Source organism: Streptomyces sp. NBC_01320, from assembly GCF_035974375.1.
Taxonomy (GTDB): domain Bacteria; phylum Actinomycetota; class Actinomycetes; order Streptomycetales; family Streptomycetaceae; genus Streptomyces; species Streptomyces yanii.
In genome coordinates this window covers 7,586,887-7,600,368 of the sequence record NZ_CP108390.1, presented here as the reverse complement: position 1 = coordinate 7,600,368, position 13,482 = coordinate 7,586,887, and the positions used below count along the sequence as shown (strand labels likewise).

Here is a 13,482-nt window from a genome sequence, read left to right as displayed (position 1 = left end):
TCGGTTCCCGTCCTATCGTCGTCCGATGCGCAGCTATCACCCGGACCTGACCCCGCCCTGGAAGAAGTCCGCTCCCGTCCCCGAGGTCCCCGCCGAGCCCGATCTGGTCGTGGAGGAGGTCTCCACCGGCTTCTGCGGCGCGGTGATCCGCTGCGAGAAGACGGCGCAGGGCCCGACGGTGACCCTGGAGGACCGTTTCGGCAAGCACCGGGTGTTCCCGATGGAACCGCGCGGCTTCCTCCTGGAGGGCCGCGTCATCACCCTCGTACGCCCCTCGGCGACCGGCCCGGCCCGCCCCGCCCGCACGGCCTCCGGTTCCGTGGCGGTCCCCGGGGCGCGGGCCCGGGTGGCGCGAGCGGGCCGGATCTACGTGGAGGGCCGGCACGACGCGGAGTTGGTCGAACGGGTCTGGGGCGACGACCTGCGCATCGAGGGTGTGGTGGTGGAGTACCTGGAAGGCATCGACGACCTCCCGTCGATCGTCCGCTCGTTCGCGCCCGGCCCGGATGCGCGACTGGGCGTCCTGGTCGACCACCTGGTCCCCGGCTCCAAGGAGTCGAGGATCGCGGCCGAGGTCACCGACGCGAACGTGCTGGTGGTGGGCCACCCGTACATCGACATCTGGGAGGCGGTGAAGCCGGCGTCGGTGGGCATCGGCTCCTGGCCGGTGGTGCCCCGCGGCCTGGACTGGAAGACGGGCGTGTGCCGGTCACTGGGCTGGCCGGAGAACACGGGCGCCGCGTGGCAGCGCATCCTGTCGACGGTCCGCTCGTACAAGGATCTGGAGCCGGCGCTGCTGGGCTCGGTGGAACACCTGATCAACTTCGTGACGGCGCCGGCCTAGTTCGGCATTCAGCCCGTCCGACGACCGGGGGCCGGGGAACCGGGGGGAGCCCCCGGTTCCAGGAACGGGGCGGGCAGGGCATCAGGCCCGCCGCAGGCGCACCCGTCCCCCGCGCCCCTGAGAGCCTGTCGGGTGACCTCTGATCGGGCGTGGCCGCCCGATCAGAGGTCACCCGACAGGCTCTCAGTCCACCAGGTCCCTGACCACCGCATCCGCGAGCAGCCGCCCCCGCAGAGTGAGCACCGCCCGCCCCTCCGCATAGGGCGCCGCCGCCAGCAGCCCGTCCTCCACCGCGCGCCCCGCCGCTGCCAGTCCGGCGGGCGCCAGCAGGGACAGCGGACACCCGTCGACCAGCCGCAGCTCCAGCAGAATCCGCTCGACCCGCCGATCCTCCGCCGACAGGATCTCCCGCCCCGCGCCGGGCGACCGCCCCTCCGCGAGCGCCTGCGCGTACGCGCCGGGATGCTTCACGTTCCACCAGCGCACCCCGCCCACATGGCTGTGCGCCCCGGGCCCGGCCCCCCACCAGTCGGCGCCCCGCCAGTACAGCTCGTTGTGCAGGCACCGTCCCTCCACCGTCCGGGCCCAGTTCGACACCTCGTACCAGGAGAAGCCGGCCGCGGCCATGGCCTCGTCAGCGATCAGATACCGGTCGGCGTGGACGTCGTCGTCCGTCATCGGAACCTCGCCGCGCCGGATCCGCCGCGCCAGCTGCGTGCCCTCCTCGACGATCAGCGCGTACGCGGACACATGGTCCGGCCCCGCTCCGATCGCCGCGTCCAGCGAGGCCCGCCAGTCGTCGTCGGACTCCCCGGGCGTGCCGTAGATCAGGTCGAGATTGACGTGCTCGAAGCCCGCCTCCCGGGCCTCGGCGACACACGCCTCGGGCCGCCCCGGCGTATGCGTACGGTCGAGGATCTTCAGCACGTGCTGCCGGGCACTCTGCATCCCGAACGAGATCCGGTTGAAGCCGCCTTCCCGCAGCTCCGCCAGATACGCCGGGCCGACCGACTCCGGATTGGCCTCGGTGGTGATCTCGGCGTCGTCGGCGAGCCCGAACTCGTCACGGATCGCCGCCAGCATCCGTACGAGATCCCCGGCGGCCAGCAGCGTGGGCGTACCACCGCCGACGAACACCGTGCGGACCGGTCGCGGGTCGTCGCCGAGCACCTTGCGGGCCTGGCGGACCTCGCCGATCAGATGGGCGGCGTAGTTGTCACGGGAGGCCAGCGCACCGCCCGATCCCCGCAGCTCGGTCGCCGTGTACGTGTTGAAGTCGCAGTACCCGCAGCGCGTGGCGCAGTACGGCACATGCAGGTAGAAACCGAGCGGCCGGTCGGCGGCGCCTTCCAGGGCATGGCGGGGCAGCGCCCCGTCGTCGGGCACGGGCTCACCATCGGGCAGTACGGAAGGCATACCGTCCATTGTCACTCGTCGCCGGTCGTACCCCGCCCGCGCTCACCGGGCCTGCAGGACCACCAGCGCCAGATCGTCGTCCGGCGGGCGCTCGGCGAACTCGTGAACGGCGCGTTTGATCCGGTCCGCGATCCCCTCCGCGGTCAGCCCGGCGCACCCGGCCAGCGCCCGGGCGAGGCCGTCCCCGTCGTCGAACATCGTCGGCCCGGAGCGCCGCTCCGTGACCCCGTCCGTGACGCAGAGCAGGCTGTCCCCCGGCGCCAGGTCGAAGCTCTGGCTCTCGTACGCGACGTCCTCGACGACCCCGAGCAGCACCTGCGACTCGGCGGCGGTCCGCACGGTGCCGTCGGGCCGCAGCAGCAGCGGCAGCGGGTGGCCCGCGCTGGCGAGCGTGCAGCGCACTCCGCCACCGGGCAGCGGCACCATCTCCCCGTACAGCAGCGAGAGGAACCGGGGCTGCCCGCCGTCCGGCAGCTGCGGACCGTCCTCCCGCAGATGCTGTCCGCCCTCCGCCAGATGCTGCCCGCCCGCAGCCGCGACCATGAGCGCGGCGGCCTCGGCGGTCTCCATCGCGTCGTCGAGAAGCAGCCGGTTGAGCCGGTCCAGCACCTCGCCGACGCGGAACCCCTCCCGGGCCAGCAGCCGCAACCAGGGCCGGGCGAGACCGGTGACGACGGCGGCCTCGGGGCCGCTGCCCTGCACATCGCCGAGGATGAAGCACCAGCGGTCGCCGGGGCACGGGAAAATGTCGTAGAAGTCACCACCGACGACACCGTCGTCACTGGGCTCGTACACCAGTGAGCTGGTGACGCCGGGGATGTCGGCGACCTTGCTGGGCAGCAGTCCACGCTGCAGGATGCGGCTGATGGTGGCCTGCCGGGTGTACGTGCGAGCGGCGCCGACGGCGAGGCCGACGCGGCGCACGAAGTCCTCGATCAGCGCGGTCACCCCGTCGGGGACGCGGGCTATGCCCTCCCGCCCCAGGAGTACGGCTCCGAGCGTGCGGCCGCCGGCGGTTATGCGATAGGCGAACGCGGCCCCCGCAAGGCCGCTGGAGCGCTCGTCGGCGCCCGGGCCGGTCCCGTCCTCGTCGGCCCCGGGCCACGGCATGGAGACGGGCCCGGTGCCCACCCGCTCCGGCAACCGGATCGGGTCCTGTTCCAACACGGGGCGCAGCTGTCCGGTCTCGGCCTCGTCACGGTGCCAGACGCTCGCGAGCCGGGGGACGGCAGCGGGCCCGCCGTGCTCCGGCTCCAGCCAGATCGCGCACCAGTCGGCGAGTCTGGGCACCAGTAACTGCCCGGCGAGCGCCGCCACGATGTCCTCGTCGAGCTGGCCGGCGAGCAGGTCGGAGGCCTCGGCGAGGAACGAGAGCGCACCGCGGCCCGCCCAGTCCGCGTCGTCGCGCAGAGCGCGCCGGGCGGTGGGGGCCAGCAGTTCGGCGGTGCGCAGCCCGCTCCGGAGTTCCGACTCGGCGGCCGGCTCGGGCAGCGCGGTCCAGTCGTCGACGGGCAGACGGGCCCAGACGGTCTTGAGGCCGGTGCGGTACGTGATGCCCCAACGTTCGGCAAGTGCGGCGACGACCTGCAGCCCGCGCCCGTCCTCGGCCGGGTCGTCCGGGTCCACCGCGGGCACCGGGTCAGGGCGATCGCTGCGTACGGAACGGGTGGGGTGGTGGTCGGCGACCTCCAGCACCAGGGCTGCCGCCTCGTCCCCGGCCGCTTCCTCCAGCCGGAAGAGGAGCTCGACGGTGGTCCCGGCGTGCACGACGGCGTTGGTGACGAGCTCATCGGCGATGATCACCGCGTCGTCGGCCAGCCGGTCGCTGAAGCCCACAGCCGCGGGCAGCCCGAGCCCGGTCCACTCGGCGAGGGCGGCCCGGACGAACCGGCGCGCGGCGGCCGGCGCGAGGAGATTCCCCGGCAGGCTCGTCCGCACGACCGGCCGCGCGTCCGCCCGCCCGACGTGGGTATCGGGACGCTGAACGGTGTCCCGCTGCAAGGGAATGGGCCCCATGGCACCGCTCCTGACCTGTTCTCGCACGGCCTGTTTCGCGCCGTGTGCCGCTGACGACACGGACAGAGTGACAGACCGATCCTCCCCAGAAGCACCGAGTTACCGAAGTGGGAGGAGAAGACGCAGGAACCACGAGCAGGAACGGGGATCAGGAACAGCGGTGCGGACGGGGCAGTCCGCCCCGCCCGCGCCATGGGCCGTGCCTATGCCTCGCGGGCGCCCACGTACATCTCGTCGATGAGGCTCTTGTACGCGCGCTCGACGACCGGCCGCTTGAGCTTGAGGCTCGGCGTCAGCTCGCCGTGCTCGACGTCGAGGTCGCGCGGCAGCAGCCGGAACTGCTTGATGGTCTGCCAGCGCTGCAGCCCCTCGTTGAGCCGCTTCACATAGCCGTCGATGAGCTCCACGGCCTGCGGGGACGCGACCACGTCGGCGTACGGCCTGCCCGCCAGGCCGTTCTCGGAGGCCCAGCCGAGGATGGTCGGCTCGTCGAGGGCGATCAGGGCGGTGCAATAGTTACGGTCCGCGCCGTGCACCAGGATGTTGGAGACGAACGGGCACACCGCCTTGAACTGTCCCTCGACCTCCGCCGGGGCGACGTACTTGCCGCCCGACGTCTTGATCAGGTCCTTCTTGCGGTCGGTGATCCGCAGGTAGCCGTCCACCGAGAGCTCGCCGATGTCACCGCTGTGCAGCCAGCCGTCGGCCTCCAGCACCTCGGCGGTCTTCTCTGGCTGGCGGTGGTAGCCCTGCATGATGCCGGGGCCGCGCAGCATGATCTCGCCGTCGTCCGCGATCCGTACCTCGGTGCCGGGGAGCGGCTTGCCGACCGTGCCCGTGCGATAGGCCTCGCCCGGGTTGACGAAGGAGGCGGCGCTGGACTCGGTGAGCCCGTAGCCCTCCAGGATGTGGATGCCGGCGCCGGCGAAGAAGTAGCCGATCTCGGGGGCGAGCGCCGCGGAGCCGGAGACACAGGCACGGAGCCGGCCACCGAAGGCCTCGCGGATCTTGGCGAAGACCAGGGCGTCGGCGACCTTGTGCTTGGCGCCGAGGCCGAACGGGACCGAGGCCGTGCCGGTGCGCCGGAAGTTGTCCTGGGACACCTTCGCGTACTCGCGGGCGACCCCGGCCGCCCACTGGAAGATCTTGTACTTGGCGCCGCCACCGGCCCGCGCCTTGGACGCGACCCCGTTGTAGACCTTCTCGAAGATCCGGGGCACGGCGGCCATGTACGTCGGCTGGACCACCGGCAGATTCTCGATGATCTTGTCGATCCGGCCGTCGACGGCGGTGACATGGCCGACCTCGATCTGGCCCGAGGTGAGGACCTTGCCGAAGACGTGCGCGAGCGGCAGCCAGAGGTACTGGACGTCGTCCTCGGTGATCAGGCCGGTCGCCACGGTGGCCTTGGCCATGTACGACCAGTTGTCGTGCGGCAGCCGTACGCCCTTGGGGCGGCCGGTGGTGCCCGAGGTGTAGATCAGGGTGGCCAGCTGGTCGGCGGAGATCGCGCCGACCCGCTCCTTGACCGCGCCCGGGTTCTTCGCCAGGAGCTCGGCGCCGCGGGCCTCCAGGTCGGCCAGCGAGAGCACCCAGCCCTCGGGGTCGGCCGCGTCGGGCTCGACGCCGTCCGGGTCGATGACGACGACATGGGCGAGGTCCGGCAGGTCGGCGCGGCGCTCGCGGGCCTTGGCCAGCTGGCCGGCGTCCTCGGCGATCAGCACACGGCTCTCGGAGTCGGCAAGGATGAACGACGATTCCTCGGCGTTCGTCGACGGGTAGATCGTGGTCGTCGCGGCGCCCGCGCACATCACACCGAGGTCGGCGAGGATCCACTCGACGCGGGTGGCGGAGGAGAGCGCGACCCGCTCCTCCGGCTCCACCCCCAGACCGATGAGCCCTGCGGCGATCGCGTACACGCGCTCCGCGGCCTGTGCCCAGCTCAGCGACTTCCATTCGTCGGCGCCCTGTCCGGTGGCCGAGGGGACCGGGTAGCGGTAGGCCTCGCCGTCCGGAGTGGCCGCAACGCGGTCGATGAAGAGGGTCGCCACGGAGGGCGGTCGGTTATCGATCAGGGTCTGTGTGTCGCTCACGACATCCTCCGGGCCTGCGGCAGTGCTTCACGACCGGTTGTTTGGTTGCTGCGTGCTGCTGCTTGATCCTGCTTAGGTGCGTCCGTCTGCGTGCTGATCCTGCGTGTGTGATTCCGCTTGTTTAACTCACGAGTAACTACGAGTCGTGATCAGGGTAGAGCGCGTACGTCCGCCGCGTAAGAGGCAATCGGACGCCGCTTCATAACAAACGGACCCCCACGCCGCAGGGTGCTGCGACGCAGGGGTCCGTTGGGGCTACCACCGAGTAGGGGCAGCGGGGCTCAAGCCGGGACGGAAGCGGAAATCCGGCGATACTACTTCTTGCCCTTGCTCTCCCCGCCCGACTCGTCGGTGGACAGCACGGCGATGAAGGCCTCCTGAGGCACCTCCACGTTGCCGACCATCTTCATCCGCTTCTTGCCTTCCTTCTGCTTCTCCAGCAGCTTCCGCTTACGGGAGATGTCACCGCCGTAGCACTTGGCGAGGACGTCCTTGCGGATGGCGCGGACGGTCTCACGGGCGATGACCCGGGAGCCGATGGCCGCCTGGATCGGCACCTCGAAGTTCTGCCGCGGAATCAGCTCGCGCAACTTGGCGACGAGCCGCACGCCGTACGCGTACGCCTTGTCCTTGTGCGTGACCGCGGAGAACGCGTCGACCTTGTCGCCGTGCAGCAGGATGTCGACCTTGACGAGCTGGGCGGACTGCTCGCCGGTGGGCTCGTAGTCGAGCGAGGCGTAACCCCGCGTCTTGGACTTCAGCTGGTCGAAGAAGTCGAAGACGATCTCGGCGAGCGGCAGGGTGTAGCGGATCTCGACCCGGTCCTCGGAGAGGTAGTCCATGCCGAGCAGGGTGCCGCGCCGGTTCTGGCAGAGCTCCATGATCGCGCCGATGAACTCGCTGGGGGCGAGGACAGTGGCACGTACGACCGGCTCGTGCACCTTGTCGATCTTGCCCTCGGGGAACTCGCTCGGGTTGGTGACGATGTGCTCGCTGCCGTCCTCCATGTCGACGCGGTAGACCACGTTGGGGGCAGTGGCGATGAGCTCCAGACCGAACTCGCGCTCCAGCCGCTCGCGGATCACGTCGAGGTGCAGCAGCCCGAGGAAGCCGACCCGGAAGCCGAAGCCGAGGGCCGCGGAGGTCTCCGGCTCGTACACCAGGGCGGCGTCGTTGAGCTGGAGCTTGTCGAGGGCCTCGCGCAGGTCGGGGTAGTCCGAGCCGTCGAGCGGGTACAGCCCCGAGAACACCATCGGCTTGGGGTCCTTGTAGCCGCCCAGCGCCTCGGTCGCGCCCTTGTTCAAGGAGGTGATCGTGTCACCGACCTTGGACTGCCGGACATCCTTCACACCGGTGATGATGTAGCCGACCTCGCCCACACCGAGACCGTCTGCCGGGGTCATCTCCGGGGAGGAGACACCGATCTCCAGCAGCTCGTGGGTGGCGCCGGTGGACATCATCTTGATGCGCTCGCGCTTGTTGAGCTGGCCGTCGACGACACGGACGTACGTGACGACGCCGCGGTACGAGTCGTAGACCGAGTCGAAGATCATCGCGCGGGCGGGCGCGTCGGCCTTGCCGACGGGCGCCGGGACGTCCCTGACCACCCGGTCCAGCAGGGCGTCCACACCGATACCGGTCTTCGCGGAGACCTTGAGGACGTCCTCGGGCTGGCAGCCGATGAGGTTGGCCAGCTCCTCGGAGAACTTCTCCGGCTGCGCGGCCGGCAGGTCGATCTTGTTGAGCACCGGGACGATGGTGAGGTCGTTCTCCATCGCCAGGTAGAGGTTGGCCAGCGTCTGGGCCTCGATGCCCTGCGCGGCGTCGACCAGCAGGACCGTGCCCTCGCAGGCGGCGAGCGAGCGGGAGACCTCGTACGTGAAGTCCACGTGGCCCGGCGTGTCGATCATGTTGAGGACATGGGTGCTGCCCTGGCCCTCGCCCGTGGTGGGCGCCCAGGGCAGACGTACCGCCTGGGACTTGATGGTGATGCCGCGCTCGCGCTCGATGTCCATCCGGTCGAGGTACTGAGCGCGCATCTGCCGCTGGTCGACCACACCCGTCAGCTGAAGCATCCGGTCGGCAAGGGTCGACTTGCCGTGGTCGATGTGCGCGATGATGCAGAAGTTGCGGATCAGCGCCGGGTCGGTACGGCTCGGCTCGGGCACGTGGGTAGGAGTCGCGGGCACGCAGGGTCCTGATTCTTGAGACGCCGAACGCCGTGTCTCGGGTCGATGTCGGGTCGGTCGGATCGATACGTAGCTTCCATCGTCCCACGCCCGCGGGGCAGAGACCGGTTTGGGCCGGTCGGAGCGCGGCTGGTACCGTTGACAGCTGTGCTTCGTGGCCCTTTTGGGCGGCGGGGCGCACATCGAAGATCCAACGAACCTGAAAAGGCTCTTTCGTGGCGAACATCAAGTCCCAGATCAAGCGGAACAAGACGAACGAGAAGGCGCGCCTGCGTAACAAGGCCGTCAAGTCCTCGCTCAAGACCGCGATCCGCAAGGCCCGTGAGGCTGCCGCTGCGGGCGACGTCGAGAAGGCCACCACGGCCGTTCGCGATGCTTCGCGCGCACTCGACAAGGCTGTCTCGAAGGGCGTCATCCACAAGAACGCCGCCGCCAACAAGAAGTCGGCGCTGGCCTCCAAGGTTGCCGCCCTCCAGGGCTGAGCTTTCTGATGTAACCGCCGGAACGGACCAGCGGGCCCTCTCTCCCGCCCCTGCCCGGCCCCCGCGCCGCACACCGAACCTGCGTTCGCCACGCGGGTGCGGCGCACCAAGCGTGAAACCGAGGCCCCGGCCATCGCCCTCCCCAGAGCGACAGCCGGGGCCTTCGGCATGTCCGGACATGCCGGTCCCGTCAAGCCCGCCCGGCGATCGGGAGCAACACGTCGACCGCCCGGCACCCACCCCGCCTCACTGCCCCACGGGGTGTCCGGCGGGGCCAGAGCCCGGCCATGATCCGCTGAAGACTCTCCAGTGCCGTGACCGGCCATGTTTGCCCCACGAGGAGCGTCGTCCGGTGCGTGCGATCGCAAGGCGGACAGAAGTCCTCGGATGGGGTCTCCCCTGCTCGAACGGAGTGGAGAGCTTGGGGAAGGAGCTACCAGGGCTTTTGGCCAACGCGGAAGGGGGTCCCCCTGGCCCTCAAGGCCTTGGGGGAGTGCGTGCCGGACGGTGCGACGGGGCACAGCGTGCCGGGACAGAACAACTAGCGCCGCCCGGCCCGCGCCGCCCGCGCAACAGCGACCACGGCCTTCTCCAGGGCGTACTCGGGGTCGTCCCCGCCGCCCTTCACGCCCGCATCCGCATCCGCGACCGCCCGCAGAGCCGCCGCCACCCCGTCCGGCGTCCACCCCCGCATCTGCTGCCGCACCCGGTCGATCTTCCACGGCGGCATGCCCAGTTCACGGGCAAGATCCGCAGGCCGGCCCCCGCGCGCCGAGGACAGCTTGCCGATCGCCCGTACGCCCTGCGCCAACGCACTGGTGATCAGCACCGGCGCCACCCCGGTCGACAGCGACCAGCGCAGTGCCTCCAGCGCCTCCGCGGCCCGCCCCTCCACCGCCCGGTCGGCGACCGCGAAGCTGGACGCCTCCGCGCGGCCGGTGTAGTAGCGCCCGACGACCGCCTCGTCGATCGTGCCCTCGACATCCGCGACCAGCTGCGACACCGCGCTCGCCAGCTCCCGCAGATCGCTGCCGATGGAGTCGACGAGCGCCTGGCACGCCTCGGGGCTCGCGGAACGCCCCAGCGCCCGGAACTCCGACCGGACGAACGAGAGCCGCTCGGCAGGCTTCGTGGTCTTCGGGCAGGCGACCTCCCGCGCACCCGCCTTGCGCGCCGCGTCCAAAAGCCCCTTGCCCTTGGCGCCGCCCGCGTGCAGCAGGACGAGCGTGATCTCCTCGGCCGGTGCGTCGAGGTACGCCTTGACGTCCTTGATCGTGTCGGCGGAGAGATCCTGCGCATTGCGCACGATCACCACCTTGCGCTCGGCGAAGAGCGAAGGGCTCGTGAGCTCGGCAAGGGTGCCCGGCTGGAGCTGGTCGGAGGTGAGGTCGCGGACGTCCGTGTCGGCGTCGGACGCGCGGGCCGCCGCCACCACCTGCTGCACCGCACGGTCGAGGAGGAGGTCCTCCTGGCCCACGGCGAGCGTGAGGGGGGCGAGCGGATCGTCGGTGGAATTCCTTCTGGTGGCCATCGCCGTCCAGCATCCCACGCCCCTCCGACAGCCCGGCTTCGACGCCTCTCCCCCCGCACCCGTCGCCGTATCGGAGAATGGGCAGGTGAGCGATGTGAGACATGTACTGGTGCTGCCCGACCGCGATACCGCGCAGGAGGTGGCCGGGGAGCTCGCCGACCGTTTCGGAGTCGCCGAGGAACCTCAGCTCGTACGCGACGCGCTGGCCGGCGAGGACGACGCGGAGGACGCCCAGTGGCTGGTGGTCGTGGAGGACGCGGACGGCCGGCTCGCCCCATCGGCACTCGACGAGCTGGCGGCGGAGTACGAGGGCTGGCTGGAGGCGCCCTAGTTGTTCTGTCCGGCCCTGTTCCGCCGGACATCACCCAGCCGCGGCGGCCCCGGCCGCAGCACCCTCGGGGCTCAGCCCTTGGGGACGATCTGGATGTCCATGTCGATGGCGATGCTGGAGCCGACGGCGGCGATACCGCGGGCCAGCATGGTCTGCCAGGTGAGGGTGAAGTCCTCACGGTGCAGCTCGGTGGTGGCCCGGCAGGCCGCCCTGGTCTCCCCCTCGAGACCGTTGCCGAGGCCGAGGTACTGGGTGTCCAGCGTCACGGTACGGCTGACGCCGTGAAGGGTGAGCGCGCCGCTCACACCCCAGCGGCTGCCGCCCCGGTGAACGAAACGGTCGCTGTAGAACTCCATCGTCGGATAGCGCCCGACGTCGAGGAAGTCGCTGGACCGCAGATGGTCGTCGCGCATCTGCACGTTGGTGTCGATCGACGAGGCGTCGATGATCACGTGCATGGCGGAGTCCTCCATGCGGTCGGCGATCCGTATCGCACCTGCGAATGTGTTGAATCGGCCATGGATACGGGCCAGCCCGATGTGGCGGGCCGTGAAGCCGATCTGGGAGTGGTTCGGCTCGATCTCCCACTCACCGGGGTCGGGCAGCTGCGGGGGCGCGGCCACCTGGAGCATGACGTCCCCGAATCCCGCGTGGCCACTCTCGGAGACCGTGGCCGAACCGTGGTACGGGGTGAAGCCCTCGGCCGTGACAGCCAGCCGGTAGTCACCTGCCGGGACGGTGGCGAGGACGGTCCCGAAGGGGTCCGTCTCACCGCCGACGACCTTGCGGCCCGCACTGTCCGTGACAACGAACTCAGCCTGCTGAACAGCCTCGTTGACTGGGTCGAGGACGCGGCAGCTCAGGACTCCCGCGGTGCGCGGCACCGCGAGTCCCGCGAGCGGGTTGCCCCGCGCCGCACCCGTTGCGTTCTTGCTTCCCAGCCAACGGCCGAACATCTTCACGTACCCCCGGGGGAGATTCACCTTGGGGCCGAACGGCTGGACGTCGTTGTCGGAGCAGCGGCCCGCCGACGAGCATGCATTCGATCACTCTTGGGGCGTTCGAGGCAAACGGAGGGACTGGGAGGGGCTTGGGTAGAGGTGTTACCGAAGGTCCGAATTGAATGTTCCGGTTGTGTGTTTCAGCCGTTGCGTCCGAGAACCTCGACCTGACGGACCGTGGGCAGCCGGTGGAGACGCAGCCCGAAGTGTTCGCGGTAGGCGTCGAGTACCTCGGCGTCCGTGGCGAGCGGCACCTCGCGGCGTTCGCCACGCACGGTCGTGACGAGCGTGCGGCCGCTCAGGGTGACCCGGCCCTCGTCGGTGAGCCGGGAGCAGACCACGGACCGGGTGAAGTGCGAGTCGGGCGAGGTGCGGTGGTACCAGGCGCCTGCCCGGAAGTCCGCAAGAGCGCGAGGCCGCGGATCCAGCCGGAACTGCAGCGCCCCGTCGCGCAGTACATCGAGATCCCCGGCACCGGCGCCCGCGGCGCCCGCGGCGCTTGCCCCGGTGTTGTCGCCGTCCTCGGCGTCGGGCGTCTCCCGGATCCGGAACGTACCGCTCGGATCCTGCTGGTCCGTGCGGTCGTCGAGTGCGAGCGGGTGGCGGGCGTGGTCGCCGAAGCCGACATCGACGAGCCAGGGGCCGGTGCTGTCGTCGGTCTCGACGCGCAGCGCGAGATGGTCGTACGGGATGCCGAGCCGTCCGCCGTCCCCGTAGCCGCGGGCCTGGAGGAGGGTGACGCGGAAGCCGAGGGCCCGGAGCAGAGCGGCGAAGGTCGCGTTGAGTTCGTAGCAGAACCCACCGCGCCGGGCACCCACCACCTTGTCGAGGAGCGCCTTTTCGTCCAGCACGATGTCTTCGCCGAGATGGATCGACAGGTTCTCGAAGGGCACGGCGGTGAGGTGTCGCAGCTGCAGCTCGCGCAGAGCGGCGGCGTCGGGACGTGCGGGACGGTGGGCGCCGATGCGGTCAAGGTACGCGTCGACGGTCTGCGGCGATTGCGGGTCCATGGCCGAAGTCTGTCCGGGAGCCATGCGGCACGCCATGAGCCGGTGGTCCTAGGACCGCCGACCGAGGTGCGGCATTGCGCGCTCTCGCTAGCGTGCGGGACATGACGAATCCGGAGCCGGCGCGCAGCCGGGAACAGCGCAAGCAGGATGTGCTCGACCGCTTCGAGAAGGACGAGGACGCCTGGGTGGCGACCTCTTCGACGGACGGCGTGCCGACACTGGTACCGCTGTCGTTCGTGTGGGACGACGGGACTCTGCTGATGGCCACGCGGCGCACCAACCCGACCGCGCGCAATGTGACGCCGGCCGGGCAGGCCAGGATCAGTCTGGGGCACACCCGAGACGTGGTGCTCGTCGAAGCGGCCGTCGAGGTCGTGGAGGGCGCGGAACTCTCCGTGGAATCGGGCGACGCCTTCGCGACGAAACTCAACTGGGACCCGCGCGGCCGCACTTCCTGGGTGTACCTCCGCTTCACCCCCTTCGCGGTCAGGGCATGGCGGGAGGAGAACGAACTGGCCGAGCGCGAGCTGATGTCCGAAGGCACCTGGTTGATCTGACGACGCGACACC

General features: G+C 70.4%; 11 protein-coding genes. 4 read left to right on the top strand and 7 right to left on the bottom strand.

Annotation, left to right across the window (positions count from 1 at the left end):
* Window positions 1–25: 25 nt before the first annotated feature.
* Complete coding sequence (locus tag OG395_RS34485) at window positions 26–844, top strand: DUF3097 domain-containing protein (protein ID WP_327246409.1); 819 nt, start codon at window positions 26–28, stop codon at window positions 842–844.
* A gap of 183 nt (window positions 845–1,027) precedes the next feature.
* Here the strand turns inward: OG395_RS34485 and hemW are convergent, their stop codons facing one another.
* The 4 genes from hemW to lepA form a co-directional block, all read right to left on the bottom strand.
* The gene (gene hemW / locus OG395_RS34480; RefSeq protein WP_327246408.1) at window positions 1,028–2,260 is read right to left on the bottom strand and encodes a radical SAM family heme chaperone HemW; all 1,233 of its coding nucleotides are present in this window, start codon (window positions 2,258–2,260) and stop codon (window positions 1,028–1,030) included.
* A gap of 42 nt (window positions 2,261–2,302) precedes the next feature.
* The gene (locus tag OG395_RS34475; RefSeq protein ID WP_327246407.1) at window positions 2,303–4,276 is read right to left on the bottom strand and encodes an ATP-binding SpoIIE family protein phosphatase; all 1,974 of its coding nucleotides are present in this window, start codon (window positions 4,274–4,276) and stop codon (window positions 2,303–2,305) included.
* A 203-nt stretch (window positions 4,277–4,479) separates the two neighbouring features.
* Entirely contained in the window at window positions 4,480–6,369 is a 1,890-nt protein-coding gene (locus OG395_RS34470) for an AMP-dependent synthetase/ligase (protein WP_327246406.1), read from the bottom strand.
* A 314-nt stretch (window positions 6,370–6,683) separates the two neighbouring features.
* A complete protein-coding gene (gene lepA, locus OG395_RS34465; RefSeq protein WP_327246405.1) occupies window positions 6,684–8,558 on the bottom strand; it encodes a translation elongation factor 4 in 1,875 nt (624 codons plus the stop codon).
* Between the two features lie 215 nt (window positions 8,559–8,773).
* Here lepA and rpsT point away from each other — a divergent pair, with 215 nt between their 5' ends.
* A complete protein-coding gene (gene rpsT, locus OG395_RS34460) occupies window positions 8,774–9,040 on the top strand; it encodes a 30S ribosomal protein S20 (protein ID WP_030921110.1) in 267 nt (88 codons plus the stop codon).
* Window positions 9,041–9,581: 541 nt separating this feature from the next.
* Here the strand turns inward: rpsT and holA are convergent.
* Window positions 9,582–10,571 (bottom strand): DNA polymerase III subunit delta, encoded by a 990-nt coding sequence (gene holA / locus OG395_RS34455; protein WP_266985789.1) that lies wholly within the window; start codon window positions 10,569–10,571, stop codon window positions 9,582–9,584.
* Between the two features lie 85 nt (window positions 10,572–10,656).
* Between holA and OG395_RS34450 the strand changes: the two genes are divergently transcribed.
* Complete coding sequence (locus OG395_RS34450) at window positions 10,657–10,902, top strand: hypothetical protein (protein WP_327246404.1); 246 nt, start codon at window positions 10,657–10,659, stop codon at window positions 10,900–10,902.
* Window positions 10,903–10,973: 71 nt separating this feature from the next.
* Here OG395_RS34450 and OG395_RS34445 read toward each other — a convergent pair whose 3' ends face one another.
* On the bottom strand, window positions 10,974–11,858 hold the full coding sequence (locus OG395_RS34445; protein WP_327249547.1) for a YceI family protein: 885 nt from the start codon (window positions 11,856–11,858) through the stop codon (window positions 10,974–10,976).
* A 185-nt stretch (window positions 11,859–12,043) separates the two neighbouring features.
* Window positions 12,044–12,913 carry an arylamine N-acetyltransferase family protein gene (locus OG395_RS34440; protein ID WP_327246403.1) on the bottom strand — a complete coding sequence of 290 codons (870 nt, stop codon included), beginning with the start codon at window positions 12,911–12,913 and terminating at the stop codon, window positions 12,044–12,046.
* 101 nt (window positions 12,914–13,014) lie between these two features.
* On the opposite strand from OG395_RS34440, the gene OG395_RS34435 reads away from it, so the two are divergent.
* Complete coding sequence (locus tag OG395_RS34435; protein WP_327246402.1) at window positions 13,015–13,470, top strand: pyridoxamine 5'-phosphate oxidase family protein; 456 nt, start codon at window positions 13,015–13,017, stop codon at window positions 13,468–13,470.
* The last annotated feature ends 12 nt before the right edge of the window (window positions 13,471–13,482 follow it).